Consider the following 22,935-nt stretch of genomic DNA (forward strand, 5'->3'; position numbering starts at 1 on the left):
CGGACTACTTGCGCGCTGACTCAAGTTCCTTGGTCAGCCGCTCGGCTTTGTAGATCTTGTGCAGCACTTCGAGGATGCCGCCCGAATGCACCGCCACAGTGCGGTTCAACTTGTCGTCGAACCAGTAGTCGCCGCCGAGCGAGTGGATATTGCCATCGAAGACCAGCCCGACGACTTCGCCCTTGGCGTTGATCATCGGGCTGCCCGAGTTGCCGCCGATGATGTCGTTGGTCGTGACGAAGTTGAAGCGCTGCTTGCCGTTGAGCGCCTTCTGCGCGTCGAGCCAGGACTGCGGCAGCGCGAACGGATCGAAACCGGTCGCGCGCGCGAACGCGCCCGCGATCTCGGTGAACGGCTTGACCCACTTGCCCTTCTCGTCCCAGCCCTTGACCTCGCCGAACGAGAAGCGCTGGGTGAAGGTCGCATCGGGATAGACACTGGTGCCGTACTTCTCGAAGCGCGCCGCGGCGATCAGTTCGGAATTCTTGTCGACGACCGACTCGACTTCGTCTTCCATCTGCTTGCGCAGCTTGCGCGTCTCCGGATCGACCTGGATCGCGAGCTTGATGAACGGATCGTCCGACTTCGCGATCGCATCGGCGCCGCCTTCCCATAACGCCTTGCGCACAGCCGGATCGCCGAGCTTGGTCGCATCGATCAGGCGCGCGGAGAGCGCGTCGGGCGACTCCTTGCCGAGCACCTGCTTGACGAACGCGTCGTCGGTGCCGAGATGTTCGCGCATCTTGGTCAGCGCGTAGGCGAATTTGACCTTCTCGAACTGCGGGTACACCGGCGCGGTCGAGAACAGGCTCTGGGTCATGCTCGGCAGCTTCGACTCGGTGAATTCGCGCAGGCGCTCGGCATTCGGCTTCTGCCGTTCCGCCGCCGCGCGCACCAGCGTGCGCGCGTAGGCGAAATACTTCGTGCCGCTGAGATTGGTGTATTTGAACGGCGTTTCCAGATTGCGGTAGGTCACCATCGCTTTGGCGATATTGTCCCAAGCCGCACCGTACTTGGCCTTGCGCGCGGGATCGGCATCGACGTAGCTGCGCAGATCGGTTTCCTGTTTGCGCTTCAGCTCGAACACCTGCGGATCCTGCAGCGCTTCGAGGCGGCCTTTGAGCGCCTTGTACGAATTCTCGACGCCGAACAGGTCGTTCTGCGCGACACGCGCATTCTCGGCGCTTTCGCTACGGAACTGAGTGAATATGCCGCGGCGTTCGGACAGGTCGAACAGACGCGGAATCAGGTCGATGTCGCGCGTGGATTCGAGCTCGGCGACAGTGAGCTGACGATCGGTGCCGCCGGGATTGCCGACCGTCACCGTCATCTCGTTTTCCTCGGCGCCGTTCTTCGAGAACGGGAAGTAGTCGGCGACCTTGGCCGGCTTGTCGCCTTCGTACGCGCGCAGCACGGCCATGTCGAGGTCGTAGCGCGGGAAATTGAAATTGTCCGGATCGCCGCCGAAGAAAGCGATCGCCTCTTCCGGCGCGAAAACCAGGCGCACGTCCTGATAGCGGTGATACTTGTACAGATCGTAGACGCCGCCGTGATAGAGATCGACCACGTCGCAGCGCGTCGCTTCCTTGTCGCTGCCGACGCATTCTTTCTCGATGTCCGACTTCACCGCTTTTTCGGCCTTCGAATACTCCTCGCCGCTCTTGCCGTCGGTCGCCTTGCGCACGCGGTCGGTGACGTGGGTGATCGTGTCGAGGCGGTTGAGTTCGATCTCGGGACACTTGATCTCGGCCTGCTCGTCCTTCGCGTAGAAGCCGGCCTTGACGAAATTCTTATCGGCCGTGGAAAGCTGCTGCACGCAGGAACGCGCGCAATGATGATTGGTCAGCACGAGACCGGTCGGCGAGACGAACGAACCCGAACAGCCGCCGGCCAGACGCAGCGCCGCGCGCTGTGCGTGTTCCGCCCAGTGCGCGTCGGGCGTGAATTTATACTTTTCCTTGAGTTCCTTGAGCGGCAGATTGTCAGGCGTCCACATGCCTTCGGCGGCGGACGCTCCGATGGCGACCACGGCGGTGGCAATGGCAAGGGCGAGCTGGGCGTAACGGGTTGCTTGGAGCATGGGATTCCCCCGATGAAGGTAGGCGGATTGTTTCGATTGGCGTCGGTACTGTCGATACGCGGGGCAACATGCCTTTCAGATAAGCCTAGCCGGCATCACCGACGCAGAAAGGCGGCTGCCGAACACGATCGATCAAGGCGGATGGAGCGAAGACGGCGGCGTCCGCGACGCCGCCTGTTCTTCCGAGGTCACGAAAGCGCTTCTTCTAGTGCGCCGCGGCCGGCTTCTCGCGCGGCTTTGCGTCTTTGACGTAGCGGTCGAACCACTTGAGCATTTCGGCAACGAGTTGCTCGTTCGATTCCATCGCGGTGTACCAGTGCGGCTCATGCGGCAGCATCACCAGGCGCGTCGTGCCGCCGTTGCCACGCACGGCCTGATAGAGCTTGCGCGCCTGGACCGGCTCGGTGCCGGGATTCGCATCGTCCTCGCCGTGCACGAGCAGCAGCGGCAGCTTGAGCTTGTCCGCATAGAAGAACGGCGAAACGTCCAGGTATACTTTTTGCGCGTCCCATATCGAACGCCGCTCGTTCTGGAAGCCGAACGGCGTCAACGTCTTGTTGTACGAGCCGCTCGTCGCCACGCCCGCACGGAACAGGTCCGAGTGCGCGAGCAGATTCACCGTCATCAGTGCACCGTGGCTGTGGCCGGTCACGCCGATGCGCTCGCGATCGACGACGCCGAGTTCCACTGCTTTGTCGACCGCGGCCTTGGCGTCGGCAACGAGCTGTTCCAGATACGTGTCGTATGCCGTCTTCGGATCGCCGACGACCGGGAACGCCGCGTTGTCGATCACCGCGTAGCCCGCCAGCAGCAGCAGGCGGTACGGCGGCAGACGCGTGAACGTCTGCTGCGATCCCGAGACCTGGCCGGCCTGTTTCGAATCGGCATAGTCGAGCGGATACGCGTAAAGCACGGCCGGCAGCTTGGTGCCTTCCTTGTAGTCGGGCGGCGTGTACAGCGTGAACGACAGATCGACGCCGTCGGCGCGCTTGTACTTGACCAGTTGCTTCTTGATCTTGCGCAGCTCGGGCGTCGGATCGGGCACATGCGTGACCGGGGCTGCTGTCGAGGCGAATGCGGCCTCGCCCTCGGCGGCATTGGCGGATTTCTCGCCGAGCGTGCGCATGAAAGCATTGGGCGGATCGGTGATCGACTCGTGCCAGGTCATGAACTGCCCCGGCGCCGCGCCGAATGCGAGGAAGCGGTCGAACGCCGACGCATCGCTGCGGAACAGGCGCTCGCTCGTCAGCGTTTTCAAATTGAGCCGGTCGAGGAACGGCCGGTCGCCCTGCGGCGACGCGCCCTGTCCGCGCAGATACACGTCGTCGCCGTCCTGGCGCACGACATAGGCGCCGTTCGGCAAACGGCGGAACGCGAACGAACCCGGATTCTTGTAGCGCTCATCGCTCGACATGTCCCACAGCACGCGCGGCTTCTGCTTCGGCGCATCGACGTCGACGATGGACGTCTTGCGCCAGTGGCGATTCGCATCGATCTCCATCATGAACGCGAGCGACGGCGCGGCGCCCCAGGCAAAGCCGACGAAACGCTGTTCGGTGCGCAGGATCTCGGCCGGTTTCGCCGTGAACGGCGCCTTGAGCATCATCACTTTGTCGCGCGCGGGCACTTTGACCTTCCAGTCGCCGTTGTCGAGCGCCTCGGCCCAGACCAGCGTAGCAGGTTCGTTCGCGCGCCAGTCGAAATCGCGCGGGCCGAGCGGCTCGCCGTGCACCGGCACGCGGTCGGCAAGCGGCAGCGACGCGATCACCTGCACCTTGTCGTGCGCGAGATCGAGCACGCCGACGTCGTGCGGAAACCGCTCATAAGTCACTGCGTACGAATACGGACGCTTGATCGCCTGATAGAGCACGTGATTGCCGTCGGGCGCGACGGAAACGCCGGTATACAACGCGGCTTTGCCGACGCGACGGACGCTGCCGTTCGCCGCGTCGACGACAGCAAGCTGTGAGGCACCGTAGTAATCGAACAGGTCTTCGTCGTGCTTGCCGCTCAGCGTGTCGCGCGCCTCGTAGGTGCTGCTCTCGCCCTTCTCGCCGATCGCTTCCTGGATATCGGGTCCGGCCGGCACGCCGCTGTCCGCGGGCGGCGCACCCTGCCCTTCGGGCACGAGCTTGACCAGCAGCGACTTGGCGCCGCCGAGCCACTGCACCGCATCGTCGAACATCGGATTGAGGCGCACGCCGTCGATGCGATGAATCTCTCCCGTGTTCGCATCGCCGATCCACAGCTCGACCGAATCGGCCGCGGCGTTCTCGAACGCGAACTGCGTGCCGTCGACCGACCACGACGGCGCGGCGGGGCACAGGCCCTGCGGGAAGGCGACCTTGGTTTCCTTCGAGGTGGCGACATCGACCAGGGTGAAGTCGTGCATGCACGCGCGGATGCCGTAGCCGGCCGGCGTATCGTGGCGGCTGCGGTTGCGCGGTTCGACGCGCACGCCGCCAAGGCGCAGGAACGGTTCGGCCACGCGCGACATCGCCGGATACTGCAGCGGCGACACGAGCAGAATCTTGCTGCCCTGCGAGTTGACGAACGGCGCCGGCGGCGACGGCGCATGCAGCACGTCGAGCAGAGGCTTCGGCGGCTGATCGTAGCCGGCGCTCGCGGGCGCCGCGTTCAGTGCCGCCGCACCGGTGAAAACGAATGCGAAGAACGAATGGAATCCGCCGCTGCGAATCATCTGTATGGCCTCCCTCGGTGCCGCGCTGAAGAACTCCGTCGCCGAAACACGGCCGCTCGACTCGCGCGGCCTGCCTGCACTCGCGGCAGGCGCTACGGCCCGGAATTCGGGCACCGCCGGGACGACGGAAATACGGAACCACAAAATGTAAGGCCGCCCCTCGCGGGGCGGCCTGTGCCATTCGTCATGCTGCGGCGACGCAGCGCGAATTATTTCTTGGCGAACAGATGCTCCACGCCGGCACGCTCCTCACGCAGCTCTTTCTCGGTCGCATCCATACGCGCGCGCGAGAAGTCGTTGATCGCCAGACCCTGCACGATCGAGTACTTGCCGTCTTTCACCGTGACCGGATAACCGTAGATCACGCCCGGCGCAATACCGTAGGAACCGTCGGACGGAATGCCCATCGACACCCAGTCGCCCTCTTCCGTGCCGAGCGCCCAGGAGCGCATATGATCGACCGCGGCCGACGCCGCCGACGCCGCCGACGAGGCGCCGCGCGCCTTGATGATCGCCGCGCCGCGCTGCTGCACGACCGGGATGAAATCCTTCTCGTACCAAGTCTGATCGACCAGGCTCAGTGCCGCGTTGCCCTTGACCGTCGCGTGGTGGATGTCCGGGTACTGGGTCGACGAGTGGTTGCCCCAGATCGTGACCTTTTTGATATCGGTCGTATGCGCGCCGGTCTTCTCGGCGAGCTGCGACAGCGCGCGGTTGTGGTCGAGGCGCACCATCGCGGTGAACTGGCCCGGATCGAGGTCCGGCGCATTCTGCTGGGCGATCAGCGCATTCGTGTTGGCCGGGTTGCCGACGACGAGCACACGTACCGTGCGCTTGGCGTGGTCGTTGAGCGCCTTACCTTGCGGCGAGAAGATCGCGCCGTTCGCTTCGAGCAGATCCTTGCGCTCCATGCCCGGGCCGCGCGGACGCGCGCCGACCAGCAGCGCATAGTCGACGTCCTTGAACGCGACGCTGAGGTCGTCGGTGGCGACGACGCCGGCGAGCAGCGGGAACGCGCAGTCGTTGAGTTCCATCACCACGCCCTGCAACGCGGGCAGCGCCGGCGTGATTTCGAGCAGATGCAGGATCACCGGCTGGTCTTTGCCGAGCATGTCGCCCGCGGCGATGCGGAACAACAGGGCGTAACCGATCTGGCCGGCGGCGCCGGTGACGACAACACGGACGGGGGATTTCATAGGCATGACTCCTGGGAAACGTGATCTCTCAGATTCAAGTGAGCGGTGAACAGTCAGCGGTGAGCGGAAAGAGCGCAAGCGGCTCGAGCCGTTGCCGCTCACCGCTCACTTCTCGACCGCTCACTGCAACTCGGCGAAAAATTCCTTGATGCGCTTCATGCCCTCGTCGAGCTGCTTGTCGGGGCAGGTATAGGAAATGCGCAGCGCGCGCGGTTCGCCGAAGGCCGAACCCGGCACGCAGGCGACGCCCTTGGCTTCAAGCAGGGCGTTGCAGACGTCGACGTCGTTGTTGATCGCGGTCGAGCCGTGCTTCTTGCCGAAGGCGACCGAGATGTCGGGGAAAACATAAAACGCGCCCTGCGGACGCGGGCACTTCACGCCGGGAATCGAATCGAGCACGGCGAGCACGCGGTCGCGCTTGGCGGCGAATTCGAGCGCCTTCTGCGCCGGCACGTCCTGCGGGCCCGACAGCGCCGCGATTGCCGCGGCGGTAACGACTTCGGGCAAGTTGGTGATGTGGTTCGAGTTGAGCGTGACCAGAGCCTGCGCGACCTTTTCCGGCGCAGCGATCAGACCGACGCGCCAGCCCGGCATGCCGTAGGTCTTCGACAGCGAGTCGACCACGATCGTGCGCTCGCGCAACTCGGGCTTGAAATTGAGGAAATTGTGGTAACCAACGCCGTCGAATACGAGGCGGTTGTAGATGTCGTCGCAGATGATCCAGGTGTCCGGGTACTTGGCGAGCACGTCGGCCAATGCGGCGATCTCGTCCTTCGTGTAGACCATGCCGGTCGGGTTCGAAGGATTGTTGAACAGGAACACTTTCGGCTTGCTCGCCAGCGCCTTGTCGAGCTGCTCGGGCTTGAGCTTGTAGTTCTGCTCGGGCGGGCACGGCAGCAGAGTCGTCTTCGCACCGACGATGTCGGCGATGTCGACGTAGGTGGTCCAGTACGGCGTCGGGAAAACGATCTCGTCGCCCGCATCGAGCAGCGCTTCGGCGAGGTTGTACAGCGTGTGCTTGGCGCCGACGCCGACGACGAGGTTCTTGCGCTCGTAGCCCGGCAGGCCGCTGCCTTCGAGGTGCTTGAGAAACGCGTCGAGCAGCGCGTCGCTGCCACGATTGGAACCGTACTGGCCGCTGTCGTGGGCGAGCGCTTCGCGCGCCGCGGCGTAGACATGCTCGCCCGGCAGGAAATTCGGCACGCCGATCGAGAAGCTGATGATGTCCTTGCCCGCCGCTTTGAGCTTTTTCGCCTTATCCGCAACCGCCATGATGGCGCTGGGCTTGGCTCGGCTCATACGTTCGGCTAACAAGGGCATTGCAGTCTCCTCGATGATGGGTAAACGGAGCTTGGCAGCTTAGCATATTTGCTGCGGCGCAGCGTCCATCCGGCACACGGATTCGCGCAGCCCACTGGGCGCTTTCGCCTGCGCCGAAAAAGCCGTCGGGTTTAAGCATTTGCCAACATTCCGATTTGCTACACTCCGCCGCGCCCTGCCCGCGGCGTATCCGGCAGAACGCTGTATCCGACCACCTCGAGGAGATCGCATGCTGCATATCATCTGGTCCATCATCATCGGCTTCATCGTCGGCCTGCTCGCACGCTGGTTCTATCCCGGCGCGATGCATCTCGGTTTCATTTTCACCGTGCTGCTCGGCATCGGCGGCTCGATCGTCGGCGGTCTGATCGGCAGCCTGTTCAAGAAGCCCGCGGACGGGCAGATGTTCCATCCGGCCGGCTTCATCATGTCGATCATCGGCGCGATCATCATTTTGTTCGTCACCAAGCAGCTCGGCTACATGTAAGCGCACCGGGCTACCGGGAAAATAAAAAAGGCCGCCTTTCGGCGGCCTTTTCGTTTATCGATACGCGAAATGCCTCAGCGCGCGGCGAGCGCCTTGTTCCACTGCTCGAGCAGCGGCGCGACTTTCGCATCGGCGAGCAGCGTCGAGGTATCGCCGACGATCGTGATCGATTCGATCTTGTCGCCCTGGCGGATGCTGTCGACGACCTTCTGATCGTCCGCGCTCAGCACTTCGCCGAACACCGTGTGCTTGCCGTCGAGCCACGGCGTGACCACGTGGGTGATGAAGAACTGCGAACCGTTCGTGCCCGGGCCCGCGTTGGCCATCGACAGCACGCCGGGCTTGTTGTGCTTCAGGTGCGCGACGAATTCGTCGCCGAAGCGATAGCCCGGACCGCCGCGCCCCGAACCTTCCGGGCAGCCGCCCTGGATCATGAAGTCGGGGATCACGCGATGGAAGGTCAGCCCGTCGTAGAACTTGTGCTGGGCGAGATTGACGAAATTGGCCACCGTCACCGGCGTGTGCTCGGGCGTGAGGCGGATATGGATCGTGCCGCGCTCGGTCTTGATGTGGGCTTGCAGGTCTTGACTCATTGATGCTCCGTGGTAGCGCCGCAGAGAGCGGCTTTGGGTCTCAGCCCCGACCAGGACGGTGAAGAGACGGTCGGTTGAAAGAGGGGCCGGCAGCGGGCGTCTTCGATCTTTACGGGCCGCCGCGACCGGCAAAAGGGAGACAATGGTAACCGATAAGCCTTGTTGCGCCGCAGTATCGGGCTGAAATTCGGGTATAATCGCGGCATCCCTTTCCCATACAGCCTGCCGTCAGGGCGGGCCCATCGCTATGTCCATCGAAAATCTGCGCAATATCGCCATCGTCGCCCACGTCGACCACGGCAAGACCACCCTCGTCGACTGCCTGCTCAAACAGTCCGGCACGTTCAGCGAACGTACCGTGCTCGCCGAGCGCGTGATGGACTCGAACGACCAGGAAAAAGAACGCGGCATCACGATTCTCGCCAAGAACACCGCGATCACCTGGCAGGGCAACCGCATCAATATCGTCGACACCCCGGGACACGCCGACTTCGGCGGCGAAGTCGAGCGCGTGCTGTCGATGGTCGACTCGGTGCTGCTGCTCGTCGACGCGATGGACGGTCCGATGCCGCAGACGCGCTTCGTCACGCAGAAAGCGTTCCAGATGGGCTTCAAGCCGATCGTCGTGATCAACAAGGTCGACCGCCCCGGCGCGCGTCCGGACTGGGTGCTCGACCAGACCTTCGATCTGTTCGACCGCCTCGGCGCGACCAACGAACAGCTCGACTTCCCGGTCGTCTACGCCTCGGCGCTGCACGGCTACGCGGGCCTGAGCCCCGACGTGCGCGAGGGCGACATGACCCCGCTGTACGAGGCGATCATGAAGCACGTTTCGGCGCCGAAGGTCGATCCGGACGGCCCGTTCCAGATGCGCATTTCGCAGCTCGACTACAACTCCTACGTCGGCCTGATCGGCATCGGCCGCATCCAGCGCGGCAAGGTGCGCACCAACATGCCGGTCGCCGTGGTTGACCGCGAAGGCAAGAAGCGCAACGGCCGGGTGCTGCAGGTGCTCGGCTTCATGGGCCTGGAGCGCCGCGAAGTGGCCGAGGCGGAAGCCGGCGACATCATCGCCATCAACGGCGTCGAAGACTTGGGCATTTCTGACACGATCTGCGCGCCCGACGTGCCGGAACAACTGCCCGTGCTGACGGTGGACGAACCGACCATTAGCATGACTTTTCAGGTCAACAACTCGCCGTTCGCCGGCAACAAGGAGCTGTCCGGCGGCAAGTTCCTGACCAGCCGCCAACTGCGCGAGCGCCTCGACCGCGAGCGCGTGCACAACGTTGCGCTGCGCGTCGAGGAAGGTTCCGATGCGGACAAATTCCTCGTCTCCGGCCGTGGCGAGCTGCATCTGTCGGTGCTGATCGAGAACATGCGCCGCGAAGGCTATGAACTGGCCGTGTCGCGTCCGGAAGTCATCATCAAGGAAATCGACGGCCAGTTGATGGAGCCGATCGAGCAGCTCGTCGTCGACGTGGAAGAAATCCACCAGGGCGGCGTGATGGAAAAACTCGGCGCACGCAAAGCGCAGTTGAAGAACATGGAGCCGGATGGAAAAGGTCGGGTGCGCCTCGAGTATCAAATCCCGGCGCGCGGCTTGATCGGTTTCCAAAACGAATTCCGCACTCTCACCCAGGGTTCGGGCCTGCTGTTCCACGTCTTCGACCATTACGGACCTAAGGAACAGGGCACGATCGCCAAGCGCCTCAATGGCGTGATGATCGCCAACGCGCCGGGCGCCACGCCGGCCTACGCGCTGGGGCCGCTCGAAGAGCGCGGCAAACTGTTCGCCGCCGAAGGCGACCAGGTGTACGAAGGCCAGTTGGTCGGCATCCACTCCAAAGACAACGACCTCACCGTCAACGCGATCAAGACCAAGCCGCTGACTAACATGCGCGCCTCGGGCAAGGACGACGCGATCAAGCTGACCCCGGCAATCAAGTACTCGCTCGAGCAGGCGCTCGACTTCATCGAGGACGACGAACTGGTCGAAGTCACACCGAAGGAAATCCGCCTGCGCAAGAAGCACCTGACCGAGAACGACCGCAAGCGGGCGTCGCGCCAGGCGGCGTGAACACGGCGGGTGCGCGGGTGCAGCACCGCCGGTTTCTCCTGGTCTGCGCGGCGCAGGATTTTCGTCCGCGCGACCACGACGGCGACCTCGTGCGCGAGCGCAAGGCCGGCCTAGAAGACGCCGCGCTCTGCGCGCGGCTATGGAATGAAGTCGGGCGCGGATTTTGGACCGAACGCAGCCGCTGGAACGAAGCGCGCTGGCGTCGGCACCTCGCGCGCCCCGAGATCGATTTCCGCATCGGCCGCCGCGATCGCCGCGACATCGGCTGTTTCGAACTGGTTTTCGGCAAACGCGGCGCACGCCTCGAAGGCTTCGGCCTACTGCCTGCCGCGCGCGGCTCTGGCCTCGGCAGCGCCTGGCTGACGACCGCCATGCATGCGGCCTTCGCCGCGGGTGCGCGCGAACTGCGCCTCGGCACCGCGACGGACGATCACCCGCATGCGCTGCCGAACTACCTCGCGCGCGGGTTCCGCATCGTTCGCGAAACCGCGCTGGCCGACCCGATGCCGGATACTGGCATTCGCGCCGCACCCCGGCGAACATAGTCCGGCCCGGCCGCAACGGTCGCGGCACCGTCCAAATTCGGGGGTCGCCATGCACGTGCTGCGTTCGCGTTACGGATGTGCGCTTGTATCCTGCTTTTTCGCCGCAGCAGCCTTTGGGCAAACCAACGGCACTCCACACGTTCAGCTCGAAGAAGCCTCGATAGCTCAGTTGACCCAGCAACTGCGGCGCGGCGAACTGACGTCGCACACGCTGGTGCAGCAATACCTCGATCGCATCGCCGCGCTCGACAAAGCCGGCCCGGCGATCAACGCGGTGATCGAACTCAATCCTGATGCGCTCGCGATCGCGGACAAGGTCGACGCGGCGCGAAAAAGTGGAAAAGTGTACGGGCCGCTGCACGGCATCCCGGTGCTGATCAAGGACAATATCGATACCGCCGGCAAAATGAGCACGAGCGCCGGTTCGCTTGCGCTGGCTGACTCGATTGCAGCGAAGGACGCGACCGTCGTCGCCCGGCTGCGCGCAGCCGGCGCGGTGATCCTCGGCAAAACCAATCTGTCGGAATGGGCGAATTTTCGTTCGACGCATTCGACCAGCGGCTTGAGCGGACTCGGCGGTCTGACCAGGAATCCCTACGCCCTCGATCGCAACACCTGCGGTTCGAGCTCGGGCACCGGCGCCGCGATCGCAGCGAATTTCGCCGTGGTCGGCGTCGGCACCGAAACCGACGGGTCGATCGTGTGCCCGTCGTCGGTGAACGGTCTGGTCGGCATCAAGCCGACGCTCGGACTGGTCAGCCGCGCGGGCATTGTGCCGATCGCGCACAGCCAGGACACGGCCGGCCCGATGGCGCGCACGGTCGCCGACGCGGCCACGCTGCTGACCGTGCTCGCCGGCAGCGATGTGCGCGATGCCGCAACAAAGGACGCGGACAAGCATCGCCGCGACTACACCAAGGCGCTCGATGCGAAGAGCCTGAAAGGCGCGCGCATCGGCATCGTGCGCAAGCTCGCCGGCGTCGGCCCCGAGGTCGACCGCGTGTTCGATGCAAGCATTGTGGCGCTCAAAGCCGCGGGCGCCGTCATCGTCGATCCGGTCGAGCTGCCGAACCAGGGCAAGTACGACGACGACGAATCCGTCGTCCTGCAATACGAATTCAAGGCCGATCTCGACGCCTATCTCGCCGCGCTCGCGCCGAACGTGAAAACGCGCAGCCTCGCCGACCTGATCGAGTTCAACAAGGCCCATGCCGACCGCGAAATGCCGTGGTTCGGCCAGGAGTTGCTCGAGCAGTCGCAGGCGCGCGGCGGTCTCGACGAAAAAGTATACAAAGACGCATTGGCAAAATCGAAACGCCTCGCCGGTGCTGAAGGCATCGACGCGGCGCTGGCGAAGGACAAGCTCGACGCGCTGATCGCACCGACCGGCGGCCCGGCCTGGGTCACCGATCTGGTCAACGGCGATCACTACACCGGCGGCAGTTCCACGCCCGCGGCCGTGGCCGGGTATCCGGCAGTAACCGTGCCGATGAGTGCGGTGCACGGCCTGCCGGTCGGCGTGACTTTCTTCGCCGGAGCATGGAGCGAAGCCCAACTGATCGGCTACGCCTACGCGTTCGAGCAGGCCACACATGCGCGCAAACCACCGCAATTTTCGGCGCATATCGACACGCCGAATTGAATTCCGGCACGGCCCGGCAAGGGCCTTTCGATATAAAGAAATTTTTCGTTGACATCGTTGTGCACGGCGCCTACAGTTCGCCCCGCTTCGGGCCGCCCGAAGCACTTTTCAGTTATCCACGGACATCAATGGACAGCTACCCGAGTACCAGCGCAGTTCTTAGCCGCCCGGCTGTGAGCTGCCTTGGAAAAATCTGCAACGACTCCCGCACGGCGGGCTTGCGCTCGATTTCGCTAAGTACCATTAGCTGATCCTCCGCTCGCCTCCCCCGTTCCGGGATTGGAGGTGAGCCATGAAACTCCTGCTCTTCACCCGCGCGCTCATCAGCGCGCCATCCGTTCGTTTCGACGCGGCGAACCGGCCGCAAGCGGCCGCGCGCACGCTGCGCAGCGAGCGCACTGCGCGCCTGCGCTGCGTCTGGTCGCGCGGTGCCGACGGCCGTCTCGCCTGCCGCTGGCTGCGCGACGATGTGCCGGCCAGCGACAGCGCCATTCCGGCCGAAGCGATCCGCCGCTTTCCCTTTGGCATCCCGGCAACCGAAGGCTGCCTGCCGTCGCCCCTCTCCCGCACGGCGGCAGAGGGAGTGACCGTTGGCAGCGCCAACGGTGCGGTGAAGGAACGCTCACTTCACGACACCACTCAACCGAACACCAAACAAGAGGTGCGCCCGACGCCGATCCACCCGCCGCTGCGCACGCCGACGGCGACGCGCGTCACCGACTTCCGCCGCAGCGGCAACCTGCCCGCGCCGGTCGGCACGAGCGACGATCGCTCGGCGCCGGACCAGCTCCCACGCGAGCCGAAAGGAATCGATCATGTCCGGCACGTTCGTCCTGCTTGAAATCGCCGGTGACGTCGCCCTGCTGCTCTGGGGCACGCACATGGTCACGACGGGCGTCCTGCGCGGCTACGGCACCGATCTGCGGCGCTGGCTCGGCAAGCATCTGAATCATCGCCTCAGCGCGTTCACGTTCGGGCTCATCGTCACCGCCCTGCTCCAGAGCAGCACGGCGACGAGCCTGATGGCGACCTCGTTCGCGGCGAGCGGCTTTCTCGGCCTGACTCCGGGCCTCGTCGTCATGCTCGGCGCCAACGTCGGCACGACCCTGGTCGCGCAGGCGTTGTCGTTCGACGTCGCCGCGTTCGCGCCGATCCTGATCCTGATCGGCTTCGCCATCCATCGGCGCAGCGACGACGTGCGCTGGAAGAACGTCGGCCGCGTCGGCATCGGCCTCGGTCTGATGCTGCTCGCCCTGTCCCTGCTCGTGCACGCGATGGCGCCGGTCGAGAACGCCGCGAGCCTGCGCGCCGTGCTGCACAGTCTGACCGGCGAACCGATTCTCGCCGTCGCGATCGCCGCGCTGCTGACCTGGGCCTGCCATTCGAGCGTGGCGATCGTGCTGTTGATCGCCGCGCTCGCGACCGGCGGCGTAGTCGACGCTCAGGGCGCGCTCGCGCTCGTGCTCGGCGCCAATCTCGGCGGCACCATCCCGCCGCTGGTCGAGGCCGGCTCGCCGGTGGCCAAGCGCCTGCCGCTCGGCAACCTGCTCGTGCGCGTATTCGGCTGCCTGGTCTGTCTGCCGCTGCTGCACCCGATCGCCGACGCACTCACCGCGCTGTCGGCCGATCCCGCACGCGTGGCGGTGAACTTCCACACTGCGTTCAACCTTGGGCTGGCGCTGCTTTTCATCGTGCCGGTCGAGGCGCTGTCGAAGCTCGTCGTGCGCCTGCTGCCCGAGCCGCCGCGCCCGACCGATCTCGGCGTGCCGCTTTATCTCGATGAGGCGGCGCTCGGTTCGGCCAACGTTGCGCTCGCCAACGCGACGCGCGAGACCATGCGCATGGTCGACCTCGCCGAAGACATGCTGCGCGGCCTGATCGACGCCTTCCAGAAGGACGATCCGGTGCGCGCCGCGCAGATCGGGCGCATGGACTCGGCAATCGACCGGCTCGGTTCGGCGATCCGCGAGTACCTCGCCGATCTCGGCGGCGAAGCGATGAACGAGGACGACGGCGCGCGCAGCCAGGAAATCCTCGCCTTCGTGCTCAATATCGAGCATATCGGCGACATCACCGCGAACAATTTGATCGAATTCGCGGCGAAGCAGCGCCAGCGCGGCCGCGCGTTCACCGACGAGGAGATGCGCGACATCCGCATGATGCACGGCCAAGTGCTCGAGAGCCTGCGCCTCGGCGTTGCCGTGTTCCTCAACGGCGACGTGCGCGCGGCGCAGGAGCTCGTCGCGAGCAAGGACAAGCTGCTGCATCTCGAAACCGCCGCGGCCGACCGCTACGTGCGCAGTGCGCGCGAGCGGCGCGGTCCCGGGTTCGAGGGCGGCGACGTCTACCTGCGCATCCTGCGCGATCTGAAGCGCGTGCATTCGCATCTGACCGCGCTTGCCTACCCGATTCTCGAGCATGCGGGCCTGCTGCAGAACCGGCTCGTGACCGATGCGATCGGCCGGCCGGCCGAAAACGGCGGCAACGGCCGCCACCACCCGACTCATGAAGTCCACGGGACCGAACAGGCCGCCGCCGTCGAGCGCGGCGAGCCCAGCGAGCCTCCGTGGTAATGCAGCGGTAAACATTCGCAGATTGACTAGGGCAGTTCAGGCTCTGGGGCTTGTGACGTGGCGTTTTCCGGGGATGTCCCCTGCTTCCGTTCGCGGAGGTAGGCAGACAGGAGCACGTGCGCGCTGCGCAGGCCGTCGGCGAATCCGTTTTTGACATTCCGTCTTGCCATTGTGTGCACAACTGCTGGGGTAGCAGATGTCGCGCCGATCTCTCATGCCGTTCGTTCGGATCATCAATCATGAAAATTCAAACTGCCCAATCGTTCTGCCTGCCCGCCGTTCTCGTCGCCGCGTTCGCCGTGACCGCGGTCTCCTGCTCGAAGAAATCCGCGCCGCCCGACGCGCCGGCCGCCGTCGTCGACAAGGACGGCAAGCTGCACGTGCCCGACGCCTCGCCGCTGCGCAAAAAGCTCATCGTCAAGAGCGCCGAAAGCAAGACCACGCCGCATCCGCTCAGCGTGCCGGCCGCGGTCGAAGCCGATCCGGCGCGCACGATCTCGGTGCTGCCGCCGGCCACCGGCCGCGTCGTCGACGTGAAGGTCGCTCTCGGCGACCGCGTCGCCAAAGGCCAGCCCCTGCTGACGATCGCCTCGGCCGATTCCGCCCAGGCCTACGCCGACGTGGCCAAGGCGCGCGACGCGATCGACCTCGCCAAGAAACAATACGAACGCGCGCGCGCGGTGAAGGAGGCCGGCGGCCAGGCGACCAAGGACGTCGAAACCGCGCAGAGCCTGCTGACCCAGGCCCAGGCCGAATTCGACCGCGCCAGCTCGCGCCTGACCGCGATCGGCGGCGCCTCCGGCAAGGGCGGCGCGCGCACGGTCACGGTCAGTGCGCCGATCGCGGCGAGCGTCGTCATGCTCACGGTCGCGCCGGGCCAGTTCGTCAACGACCCCAACGCCGCGATGATGAGCCTGTCGAACGTCGACAGCGTGCTCGTCACCGCCAACGTGCCCGAGAACCAGGTCGGCCAGGTCCAGCCGGGCCAGAGCGTCGACATCGCCCTGCCCGCGCTGCCGAACGACGTCCTGCACGGCACCGTGCAGTCGGTCGACAACGTGCTCAGCGCGGACACGCGCCGGCAGAAGGCGCGCATCGTCTTCGCCAATGCCGACGGCAAGCTCAAGCCGAACATGTACGCGACGGCGACCTTCCTGCTGCCGCAGGCGGCGCAGGTATTCGTGCCGCAGTCGGCCGTGTTGATGAACAACGATTCGACCTCGGTGTTCGTCGAGACCGCGCCGTGGACGTTCGAGCGGCGCAAGGTCGAACTCGGCGCCGACGAAGGCGATTCCTCGCGCGTGCTCTCCGGCCTCAACGCCGGCGACCGCGTCGTCACCCAGGGCGGAGTGCTGATCAATGATTGACCGTCTCATTGAGTTTTGCCTGCACCGGCGCGCGCTGCTGATCTGCGTGACGATCCTCATCGCAATCTACGGCTGGTACTCGTGGACGCGGATGAGCGTGGAGGCGTATCCCGAACTCGCCGACGTGATCGTGCAGGTCACCACCCAGGTGCCCGGCCTCGCCGCCGAGGAGATCGAGCAGCAGATCACCACGCCACTCGAACGCGGCCTCGCCAACGTGCCCGGTCTGGCGCATATGCGCTCGAGCAGCACCTTCGGCCTGTCGCTGATCGTGCTGCAGTTCCGCGAAGGCGCCGACGATTACTTCTCACGCCAGCGCGTGACCGAAGCGCTCGGCAACATCACCCTGCCGACCGGCATCACGCCGGGCCTCAATCCGCTGACCGGCCCGGCCGGCGAGATCTACCGCTATACGCTGGAGTCGCCGAGCAAGAACCTGATGGAACTGTCGGAGATCCAGCGCTGGATCGTGATTCCGGCGATCAAACAGGTGCCCGGTGTCGCCGACGTAAATAACTTCGGCGGCTTCACCAAGGAGTTCCAGCTCGAACTCGATCCGCAGGCCCTGATGCGCTACAACGTCGGCGTCAACCAAGTCGTCACCGCACTGTCGAGCAACAGCGCGAACGCGGGCGGCAGCCGCATCACGCGCGGCGACCAGAGCTATGTCGTGCGCGGCATCGGCATGGTGCACACGCTCGACGACATGGCCAAGATCGTCGTCACCGAGAAGAACGGCGTGCCCGTGCTGATCCGCGACCTCGGCCAGCTCAAGTACGGCCATCAGGTGCGCGAAGGCATTCTCGGCAAGAACAGCAACCCCGACATGGTCGAGGGCATCGTCACCCTGCTCAAGTACGAGAATCCGTCGCGCGTGCTCGAAGGCATCCACGGCAAGGTCGAGGAACTGCGCAAGCGCCTTGAACCGCTCGACGTGAAGATCGTGCCGTACATCGACCGCGACGAACTCGTCCAGGCGACAGTGGAAAAAGTCTTCCACACTGTCATGGAAGGCGTCGGCCTGGTGTTGATCGTGCTGATCCTGTTCCTCGGCAGCCCGCGCGCGGCGATCGTCGTCGCGGTGACCATCCCGCTGTCGCTCGTCGCGGTGTTCATCCTGATGCGCGCGGCCGACATGCCGGCGAACCTGTTCTCGCTCGGCGCGATCGACTTCGGCGTCATCGTCGACGGCGCGATCGTCGTCACCGAAGCGATCCTGCGCAAGCGCGAGGCCCATCCCGAGATCGAACTGACGCCGGAGGACGTGAGCACGGCCTCGCGCCAGGTCATGCGCCCGATCTTCTTCGCCACGCTGGTCATCATCACCGCCTACCTGCCGCTGTTCGGTTTCGAGCACGCCGAGGGACGGCTGTTCCGGCCGATGGCGTTCACCGTCGGCTATGCGCTATTCGGCGCCCTGCTCGCCACCCTCGTGCTCGTGCCCGGCCTCGCCTACCTCGCCTTGCGCAAGCCGCACCGCAACTACGAGAACAAGCCGCTGATCTGGCTGCAGGAGCGCTATCGCGACGCGCTCAAGCACCTGCTCGACCAGCCACTGATCGCCTACGGCCTCGGCGGCCTGGCGATGATCGGCGTGCTCGTGCTCGGCCTGACCCTCGGACGCGAGTTCCTGCCCGAGCTCGACGAAGGCACGCTGTGGCTGCAGATCCAATTGCCCTCCGGCCTCTCGCTCGACAAGGCCAGCGAGATGACGAGCGAAATCCGCGACGTCGTGCGCGAGTTCCCCGAGGTCGCGTACATCGTCACCCAGCTCGGCCGCAACGACTCGGGCACCGATCCGTGGACGCCGTCGCACGTCGAATCGGGTGTCGGCCTGAAGCCGTACCACGACTGGCCCGGGGGCGAGACCAAGGCCGAATTCCTGCGCAAGTTCAACGCGCGCATGCTGCAGATTCCCGGCGTCAGCGTCGGCATCAGCCAGCCGATCGTCGACGGCGAGAACGACATGATCGGCGGCGCGCACTCGCCGCTGGTCCTGCGCATCTACGGCAGCGACTTCCGCGAGCTGCGCCGCATCGGCAACGAGATCGTCGACGTACTGCAGGGCATCCCCGGCACGGCGAGCGCGTCGGTGTTCCAGGAGCCGCCGATCCCGCAGCTTGCGGTCGACATCGACCGCGACGCCACGGCGCGCTACGGCATCAACGTCGCCGACGTCACCCAACTGATCCAGACTGCGATCGGCGGCGCACCGATCAGCCAGGTCTACGTCGAGGACCGCGTCTACAACATCACGGCGCGGCTCGCGCCGAGCGTCGCCAACAATCTCGAAGTGATCGGCCAGCTGCCGCTGACTTCGGCGGACGGTGCGCGCGTGCCGCTGTCGATGCTGGCGAAGATCCACCTGCAGAACGGCGAGTCGACGATCGCGCACGAGATGAGCGAGCGCCAGGTCACGGTGCGCATCGACAACCGCGACCGCGCGCTGTCCGACTATCTGGCCGACGCGTCGAAGCAGATCGGCGACAAAGTGAAATTCGACGCGAAGAAATACCGCCTCGAATGGGCCGGCACGTTCGAGAATCAGCAGCGCGCGCAGGCGCGGCTGATCATCGTCATGGGCGGTGTGGTCGCACTGATGGCGATCCTGCTGTTCGCCATGTTCGGCAAGCTGCACCAGGCCGTGCTCCTGCTCGGCGTGGTGCCGGCGGCGACCCTGGGCGGCCTCGTCTCGCTGCATCTGCGCGGCGAAACGCTGAACATCGCGACCGCGGTCGGCTTCATCGCGTTGTTCGGCGTCGCCGTGCAGAACGGCATCATCATGGTCGCCAACTTCAACCGCCTGCGCGAACAGGGCGTGCCGCTCGAAGAGGCGGTGATCCACGGCGCGATCGAGCGTTTCCGTCCGGTGCTGATGACCGCGACCGTGGCGACGGTCGGCATGCTGCCCGCCGCGCTCGCCACCGGCGTCGGCACCGACGTGCAGCGCGGCCTCGCCAGCGTGGTCACCGGCGGCCTGCCGGTCGCGACCCTGCTGACCCTGTTCATCATTCCACCCGTCTATCTGACCTTCGAGCGGTTCTTCGCGCGCTGGTACGCGCGCCGCGGCCACGAAGGTCTCGCTACTGGAGAAACGCCATGAGGATTTCCCGGCTCAATCTGCGCGTCGCCGTCGCGATCGCGCTGCCGACCCTGCTCGCCGGCTGCGCGGTCGGCCCGGATTTCAAGCGACCCAAGCCGCCCGAGGTGAAGGCGTATCAGCCCGGACCGCAGCCCGAGCTGAGCGGCAGCCAGCGCTTTCTGCTCGGCAAGGACATCGAAGCGCGCTGGTGGACCCAGTTCGGCTCGAAAGCGATCGACGATCTGGTCGACGAAGCATTCAAGCACAATCCCGACCTCGAGGCGGCCAAGGCCGCCCTGCGCGTGGCACAGGAAACCGTGCTCGCGCAGAAAGGCGCCTTCTTCCCGACGGTCGGCGTCGGTTTCAATCCGACGCGGCAACGCATCGCCGGCACATTGGCGAGCCCGGCCGCATCGGGGCGCATGTACTACAACCTGCACACGGCGCAGGTGAACATCTCGTACACACCGGACATCTTCGGCAACAACCGGCGCCAGGTCGAATCGCTCGAAGCCCAGGCCGAAGGGCAGAAATGGGAACTCGAAGCCGCCTACATCAGCCTCGCATCGAACGTCGTGCTCGCCGCGATCGGCGAAGCGAGCCTGCGTGCGCAGATCGCGGCGACCCGCGACATCATCGACACTCAGGTCAAGACCTTGGCTTCGTATCATCGCCAGCTCGAACTTGGTCAGGTCGCCCGGCTCGACGTGGCCGCGCAGGAAGCGGCGCTCGCCCAGGCCGAAGCGACCTTGCCGCCGCTGGACGCCCAGTTGTCGCAACAGCGCGATTTGATCGCAGCGCTGGTCGGCAAGTATCCCGACGAGACGATCGCCGCGCAGTTCGAGCTGTCCACAATCCAGTTGCCGCACGAGCTGCCGATCAGCCTGCCGTCGAAGCTCGTCGAACAGCGGCCCGATGTGCGCGAAGCCGAAACGCAATTGCATTCGGCCAGCGCAGCGGTCGGCGTCACCATCGCCGCGCGTCTGCCGAGCATCACGTTGACCGCCAGCGGTGGCAGCGCCGCGACGGATTTCAGCAATTTGTTCAAGCACGGCACGATCTTCTGGAACCTGGCCTCGAACATCACTCAGCCGATCTTCCAGGGCGGCACCCTGCTGCACAACCAGCGCGCAGCCGAAGCCGCCTATGACCAGGCCGCCGCGCAATACCGCAGCACGGTGATCTCGGCGTTTCAGAACGTGGCCGACACGCTGCATGCGATCCGCACCGATGCGGACGCCGAAAACGCAGCGATAAAAGCGGATCAGGCCACTGCGCGCACACTGGCGATCACGCAGAAGCTGCAAACTCTCGGCAACGTCAGCTACCTCGCCCTGCTCAGCGCCGAGCAGGCACAGCAGCAGGCGCGGATGGCGCTCGTCCAGGCCCAGGCGGCGCGGCTGTCCGACAGCGTCGCCTTGTTCCAGGCGCTCGGCGGCGGCTGGTGGAATCGCACCGAAACGGTCGCCTCAGGCAATCCGCACTGACCGCGAACTTGGGCGCAAAAAAAGCCGGCCATGAATTTGGCCGGCTTGGATCAGAGGGAGATACTCGCGATCGGCGGAGATCGGAATCGCGCCGCGCCCGCGGAGAGTTCGACTCAGGCTTCTTCCAACTCTTCGGTCTGCGCCGCGGCCGCGTTGGCCTTCGGCGCGAGCGCCGCGCGCAGCTTGTCTTCGATTTCCTTGGCCGCGCTCGGATTCTCCTTGAGATACTGGCGCGCGTTGTCCTTGCCTTGGCCGATGCGCTCGCCGCCGTAGCTGTACCACGCGCCGGACTTCTCGACGATCTTGTTCTCGGAACCCATGTCGATCAGCTCGCCTTCGCGGCTGATGCCTTCGCCGTAGAGGATCTCGGTGACGATCTGCTTGAACGGCGGCGCGAGCTTGTTCTTGACCACCTTGATCTTGGTCTGGTTGCCGACGATCTCGTCGCCCTTCTTCACCGCGCCGATACGGCGGATGTCGAGGCGCACCGAAGCATAGAACTTGAGCGCGTTGCCGCCGGTCGTGGTTTCCGGGCTCTGGCCCGGCATCATCACGCCGATCTTCATGCGCAGTTGGTTGATGAAGATGACCAGGGTGTTCGAGCGCTTGATGTTCGCGGTCAGCTTGCGCAGCGCCTGCGACATCAGGCGGGCCTGCAGGCCGGGCAGTTGATCGCCCATTTCGCCTTCGATTTCCGCACGCGGCGTCAGCGCGGCGACCGAGTCGACGACAATCACGTCGACCGCGCTCGAACGCACGAGCATGTCGGCGATTTCGAGCGCCTGCTCGCCCGTGTCGGGCTGCGACAGCAGAAGATCTTCGACCTTGACGCCGAGCTTGTCCGCGTAGATCGGATCGAGCGCGTGTTCCGCGTCGATGAACGCGCAGGTGCCGCCGAGCTTCTGCGCCTGGGCGATGACTTGCAGAGTCAGCGTGGTCTTGCCCGAGGACTCGGGTCCGTAGATCTCGACCACGCGGCCGCGCGGCAGACCGCCGATGCCGAGGGCGAGATCGAGCATCAGCGAGCCGGTCGGGATCGCTTCGACCGCATCGACGGTGCGATCGCCCATGCGCATTACGGCGCCCTTGCCGAACTGTTTTTCGATCTGGCCGAGTGCGGCGGAGAGCGCCTTGCGCTTGTTGTCGTCCATTGCAGGTTCCTTGAAAGAGATTGAACGGGATCGTGCTGTGCGACGATCTCACCGATTGCGACAGTGTGAATTATCCCACACCCGCCCGCGCCGAGGCATGCGCGAATCGACGCGTCAGCTCGTAAGAATTTTCTGCACGCCGCGCAGCGCCGCAGCGACCGTCTGGCGGCGCACCGCCTCGCGGTCGCCGTCGAAATGGAACAGCTCCGCCTGGGCGTAGCCGCCGCGGCGCTTCCAGCCGATCCAAACGGTGCCGACCGGCTTGTCCGCGGTGCCGCCGGACGGCCCGGCGATGCCGGTGACCGCGACCGCCACGGTCGCGCCGAAGCGTGCGAGCGCGCCGGCGACCATTTCGACCACGGTTTCGCGGCTAACCGCGCCGTGCTGGGCGAGCGTCTCCGGGCGCACGCCGAGCAGCGACTCCTTCGCCTCGTAGCTGTAGGTGACGACGCCGCACTCGAACCAGGCGGACGAACCCGCGATGTCGGTCAGCGTCTTCGCGATCCAGCCGCCGGTGCACGACTCAGCCGTGGCCAGTGTCGCGCCGCGCTGGACGAAGATCGACGCGATCGTCTGCGCAAGTTCGTTGAGTTCGCGGTCGCCCGCAGTGGATGATGAAGACATGATCGGT

General features: G+C 65.3%; 16 protein-coding genes. 9 read left to right on the forward strand and 7 right to left on the reverse strand.

Annotated elements, in window-relative coordinates; genetic code table 11:
• Positions 1 to 4: 4 nt before the first annotated feature.
• From FFS30_RS11090 to FFS30_RS11105, 4 genes are all read right to left on the reverse strand, one after another.
• Positions 5 to 2,080 carry a S46 family peptidase gene (locus tag FFS30_RS11090; protein WP_137913190.1) on the reverse strand — a complete coding sequence of 692 codons (2,076 nt, stop codon included), beginning with the start codon at positions 2,078 to 2,080 and terminating at the stop codon, positions 5 to 7.
• A 205-nt stretch (positions 2,081 to 2,285) separates the two neighbouring features.
• On the reverse strand, positions 2,286 to 4,781 hold the full coding sequence (locus tag FFS30_RS11095) for a prolyl oligopeptidase family serine peptidase (RefSeq protein ID WP_137913191.1): 2,496 nt from the start codon (positions 4,779 to 4,781) through the stop codon (positions 2,286 to 2,288).
• A 209-nt stretch (positions 4,782 to 4,990) separates the two neighbouring features.
• Positions 4,991 to 5,977, reverse strand: a complete 987-nt coding sequence (locus tag FFS30_RS11100; RefSeq protein WP_137913192.1) for a malate dehydrogenase — start codon at positions 5,975 to 5,977, stop codon at positions 4,991 to 4,993.
• 120 nt (positions 5,978 to 6,097) lie between these two features.
• Positions 6,098 to 7,297 (reverse strand): pyridoxal phosphate-dependent aminotransferase, encoded by a 1,200-nt coding sequence (locus FFS30_RS11105; RefSeq protein ID WP_137913193.1) that lies wholly within the window; start codon positions 7,295 to 7,297, stop codon positions 6,098 to 6,100.
• Between the two features lie 229 nt (positions 7,298 to 7,526).
• On the opposite strand from FFS30_RS11105, the gene FFS30_RS11110 reads away from it, so the two are divergent.
• Positions 7,527 to 7,784, forward strand: coding sequence for a GlsB/YeaQ/YmgE family stress response membrane protein (locus tag FFS30_RS11110; protein ID WP_171014566.1), 258 nt, complete (start codon positions 7,527 to 7,529; stop codon positions 7,782 to 7,784).
• Between the two features lie 74 nt (positions 7,785 to 7,858).
• Here FFS30_RS11110 and FFS30_RS11115 read toward each other — a convergent pair whose 3' ends face one another.
• Positions 7,859 to 8,377, reverse strand: a complete 519-nt coding sequence (locus FFS30_RS11115; RefSeq protein ID WP_137913194.1) for a peptidylprolyl isomerase — start codon at positions 8,375 to 8,377, stop codon at positions 7,859 to 7,861.
• 247 nt (positions 8,378 to 8,624) lie between these two features.
• Between FFS30_RS11115 and typA the strand changes: the two genes are divergently transcribed.
• The 8 genes from typA (at position 8,625) to FFS30_RS11155 (ending at position 21,153) form a co-directional block, all read left to right on the forward strand.
• On the forward strand, positions 8,625 to 10,457 hold the full coding sequence (typA, locus tag FFS30_RS11120) for a translational GTPase TypA (protein WP_137913195.1): 1,833 nt from the start codon (positions 8,625 to 8,627) through the stop codon (positions 10,455 to 10,457).
• Positions 10,454 to 11,002 carry a GNAT family N-acetyltransferase gene (locus FFS30_RS11125; protein ID WP_137913196.1) on the forward strand — a complete coding sequence of 183 codons (549 nt, stop codon included), beginning with the start codon at positions 10,454 to 10,456 and terminating at the stop codon, positions 11,000 to 11,002. The genes typA and FFS30_RS11125 overlap by 4 nt, the downstream gene beginning before the upstream one ends.
• Positions 11,003 to 11,051: 49 nt before the next feature.
• Positions 11,052 to 12,644: an amidase gene (locus tag FFS30_RS11130; RefSeq protein ID WP_137913197.1), complete on the forward strand. Its 1,593-nt coding sequence runs from the start codon at positions 11,052 to 11,054 to the stop codon at positions 12,642 to 12,644.
• A 292-nt stretch (positions 12,645 to 12,936) separates the two neighbouring features.
• Positions 12,937 to 13,485 (forward strand): hypothetical protein, encoded by a 549-nt coding sequence (locus FFS30_RS11135; RefSeq protein WP_137913198.1) that lies wholly within the window; start codon positions 12,937 to 12,939, stop codon positions 13,483 to 13,485.
• Positions 13,460 to 15,217 carry a Na/Pi cotransporter family protein gene (locus FFS30_RS11140; RefSeq protein ID WP_137913199.1) on the forward strand — a complete coding sequence of 586 codons (1,758 nt, stop codon included), beginning with the start codon at positions 13,460 to 13,462 and terminating at the stop codon, positions 15,215 to 15,217. The genes FFS30_RS11135 and FFS30_RS11140 overlap by 26 nt, the downstream gene beginning before the upstream one ends.
• Before the next feature lie 239 nt (positions 15,218 to 15,456).
• Complete coding sequence (locus tag FFS30_RS11145; protein ID WP_137913200.1) at positions 15,457 to 16,584, forward strand: efflux RND transporter periplasmic adaptor subunit; 1,128 nt, start codon at positions 15,457 to 15,459, stop codon at positions 16,582 to 16,584.
• The gene (locus tag FFS30_RS11150; RefSeq protein WP_137913201.1) at positions 16,577 to 19,687 is read left to right on the forward strand and encodes a CusA/CzcA family heavy metal efflux RND transporter; all 3,111 of its coding nucleotides are present in this window, start codon (positions 16,577 to 16,579) and stop codon (positions 19,685 to 19,687) included. The genes FFS30_RS11145 and FFS30_RS11150 overlap by 8 nt, the downstream gene beginning before the upstream one ends.
• Positions 19,684 to 21,153, forward strand: a complete 1,470-nt coding sequence (locus tag FFS30_RS11155) for an efflux transporter outer membrane subunit (RefSeq protein WP_137913202.1) — start codon at positions 19,684 to 19,686, stop codon at positions 21,151 to 21,153. Before FFS30_RS11150 ends, FFS30_RS11155 begins: the two co-directional genes overlap by 4 nt.
• A gap of 113 nt (positions 21,154 to 21,266) precedes the next feature.
• On the opposite strand, the gene recA is transcribed toward FFS30_RS11155, so the two are convergent.
• Positions 21,267 to 22,304 carry a recombinase RecA gene (recA, locus tag FFS30_RS11160; protein ID WP_137913203.1) on the reverse strand — a complete coding sequence of 346 codons (1,038 nt, stop codon included), beginning with the start codon at positions 22,302 to 22,304 and terminating at the stop codon, positions 21,267 to 21,269.
• Between the two features lie 114 nt (positions 22,305 to 22,418).
• The gene (locus tag FFS30_RS11165; RefSeq protein ID WP_137913204.1) at positions 22,419 to 22,928 is read right to left on the reverse strand and encodes a CinA family protein; all 510 of its coding nucleotides are present in this window, start codon (positions 22,926 to 22,928) and stop codon (positions 22,419 to 22,421) included.
• Between the last annotated feature and the right edge of the window lie 7 nt (positions 22,929 to 22,935).

Origin of the sequence: Rudaea sp. 3F27F6 (assembly GCF_005503555.1) — a bacterium.
Lineage (GTDB): Bacteria > Pseudomonadota > Gammaproteobacteria > Xanthomonadales > Rhodanobacteraceae > Rudaea.